This window comes from Phenylobacterium sp., from assembly GCF_036402295.1.
Taxonomy (GTDB): Bacteria; Pseudomonadota; Alphaproteobacteria; order Caulobacterales; family Caulobacteraceae; genus Phenylobacterium.
This window is the reverse complement of the sequence record NZ_DASWTE010000117.1, coordinates 1-2,601: the sequence shown is the minus strand read 5'-3', so window position 1 is coordinate 2,601 and position 2,601 is coordinate 1. Positions and strand designations below refer to the sequence as shown.

Here is a 2,601-nt window from a genome sequence, read left to right as displayed (position 1 = left end):
CCCTGGCTATAGCTCCAGCCGCATGAACTGGTTGAACTCGCTGGCGACATAGTCGGCGAACGCGCCGCAGCTTTCGAAGCCGCGGCGGCGGTAGAGTTCCAGCGCCGGCTCGAACGCCTCGCCGCTGCCGGTCTCGAGGCTCAGGTGCGTGATCCCACGCCGCCGCGCCTCGGCGATGATGTGCTCCAGGATCGCGGCGCCCACGCCCTTGCGCAGGTGGTCCGGGTGGGTGCGCATCGACTTCAGCTCGCCGCCGCGGTCGCCCAGCGCCTTCAGCGCCCCGATGCCGGCGATGCGGTCGCCATCCCAGGCGGACCAGAGCGTCACGCCCGGCGCCTTCAGCCCCGACACGTCGAGCGCGAAGCAATGCCCGGGCGGAGAAGTGTCGGCCATGCCGTTCAGGTGGATCGCCAGCAGCTCCAGGGTCTGCGGACTCGAGAGATCGTCCTCGCGGATCGTCAGCATCAGGGGTCAGCTCCTCGCGAGCACCACGACATAGGAACAGGGCAGATGGCTCTGGTTGGCGATCACCACCGGGCCCGGCGCGCCGAAGCCCAGGCAGTCGCCGGGCGCGAGCACGTGCCGCTCGCCGCCCTCGTGGATCGTGAGTTCGCCCGTCGTCACCCACACGGCCTGGCGGATGTGGGCGTAGGCCGAGGCTGGGAATTCCACCTGCCGCCCGGCCGGCAGCTCCACCTGCACCATCTCGATGGGGTGGTCGGGCCGGTTGTAGATCTGGCGCCGCACATAGCCGGTGTCGGGATCGCGCCAGAGCGCCTGTTCGCCCGCCCGCGACAGCCGCCCGGCCTCGCCCTCGGCGCGCAGCAGGAGGCCCGCCAGCGTCAGATCGAACGCCGTCGCCAGCCGCACCAGGATCACCGCCGTCGGGCTCACTTCCTCGCGCTCGATCTTGCTGATCGAGGCCTTGGAGACGCCGGACGCCTCGGCGAGCTCGGCCAGCGACCAACCGCGAGCCTCCCGCTCCAGCCGTATCCGCCGCGCGAGTTTGGCGGCCGAGTCGTCTACAAGAGTATCCATGCGTCTCTAATATGAGACGACGACTAGGCGCCCTGCAAGCCCTTCCAGAGCTTAGTCCATCGCCCCGATGTAGGGCAGGCCGCGCATCGTGCCGGCGACGTCCAAGCCGTAGCCGACGAGGAACCGCCCGGGCGCCTCCCAGGCCACGAAGTCGGGCTCTATGGCGCGCGGCGTCGGCCAGGGCTTGCGGGCGAACACGGCGGTCAGGACTTCGGTCGCGCCCGAGTCCTTCACCAGCCGAGCGGCCTCGGACAGCGACAGGCCGGTGTCGAAGACGTCGTCGACCACCAAGGCCTTGCGCCCGGCGATCGGGCGCTGCAGGTCGGCGCGCACCTCGCAGCGGCCGCTGGACTGGCGTTCGTCCTTGTACGAGGCCAGCCAGAGCGCGTCGAAGCGGACGACGCGCCCCGCCCGCGCCAGCGCGCGGGTGATGTCGGCGGCGAACCAGATGCCGCCGGTCAGCAGGCACACCACCACCGTCTCGTCGTCGATGCGCGGCGCGATCGCGGCCGCCAGCGCCTCCACCCGCTCGGCCACCTCGGCCTCGGAGATCAGGACGGTGGGGGCTTCAGTGCTGCTCATTCTTTTCCGGGGCGTGGAGGGCGTCGGGGCTGTCGGCGGCGAGCGGCTGGGCCTCGGCCGGTTCGTGCGCGGCCGCAGCCGGCGCGGCGTGGGTCTCGGCGGCGGCGGCCTTGGCGGGCGGCTCGAAGCGAACCTCCAGCTCCTCGGCCCCGGCTGGCGGGTTGGGCATGGTGATGGCGAAGTAGCGCACGGCGCCCGGCGGCACCCGGGCGTTCAGAGCGTCGGCCAGCAGCGTCGCGACCTCCTTGCCCGACTTGTCGCGCAGGCTGAGCCGCAGCGGCGGCGCGGTCACCGCCTCGTCCCGGACGTTGCGCACGGCCCCCGTCACCGACCAGACGGGCCGCCCGGCTTGCAGCATGGGCTTCGACTTCACGCCCTCGAGCACGAGGCCGATGGTGTTCACCGGCAGGCCGATGGCCGCAAAGACCGGCGCCGTGCCCGGGAACACCCCGGCGATCTGCTGCCGCAACAGCACCACGCCGCCGCCCAGCACCACCAGCCCGGCCAGGACACCGGCCGCGATGGCGACGCCGACCGGGACCTTCTTCCGTTTTTCGGGCTCGGTCCGGCGGACCGGCGTGACCGGCGCGGCGACGAAGTCGATGTCGTCCTCGACCGGCGCCTCGGGCTCGGGCGGCTTCTCCTCGAAGACCAGGTCGTCCTCGGGGACTTCCTTCTCAGCTTCCGTGCGATCCTGGTACGCGCGCCAGCGGTGGCTGCAGTTGGTGCACTTCACCATCCGGCCCAGCCGCGGGATACGCAGATCGTCCACGAAATAGCTGGTGGCGCACTCTGGACAGGTCAGTATCATGACGGTGAATCGGACGCTCCAGCACCCCTCACTCCGAGGTCGCCGATTTCGGCCTCCATGTCCAGAAACGCCAACGACGCCGCCGATGACCTGTCGGCCGACGAGATCCTCCGTTTTTCGCGCGTGTCGATGCGTTACGGCCGCGGACCCGAGGTGCTGAGCGACGTCTC

4 protein-coding genes are annotated in these 2,601 nt (G+C 71.0%); all 4 read right to left on the bottom strand.

Annotated elements, in window-relative coordinates:
• Positions 1-6: 6 nt before the first annotated feature.
• From VGD44_RS07375 to VGD44_RS07360, 4 genes are read right to left on the bottom strand one after another with little or no spacing between them, the layout of a single operon-like run.
• A complete protein-coding gene (locus tag VGD44_RS07375; protein ID WP_331085425.1) occupies positions 7-465 on the bottom strand; it encodes a GNAT family N-acetyltransferase in 459 nt (152 codons plus the stop codon).
• 6 nt (positions 466-471) lie between these two features.
• Positions 472-1,038 carry an XRE family transcriptional regulator gene (locus tag VGD44_RS07370; RefSeq protein WP_331085423.1) on the bottom strand — a complete coding sequence of 189 codons (567 nt, stop codon included), beginning with the start codon at positions 1,036-1,038 and terminating at the stop codon, positions 472-474.
• A gap of 51 nt (positions 1,039-1,089) precedes the next feature.
• A complete protein-coding gene (locus VGD44_RS07365) occupies positions 1,090-1,620 on the bottom strand; it encodes a phosphoribosyltransferase (RefSeq protein ID WP_331085421.1) in 531 nt (176 codons plus the stop codon).
• Entirely contained in the window at positions 1,607-2,431 is an 825-nt protein-coding gene (locus VGD44_RS07360; RefSeq protein ID WP_331085419.1) for an MJ0042-type zinc finger domain-containing protein, read from the bottom strand. The genes VGD44_RS07365 and VGD44_RS07360 overlap by 14 nt, the downstream gene beginning before the upstream one ends.
• Between the last annotated feature and the right edge of the window lie 170 nt (positions 2,432-2,601).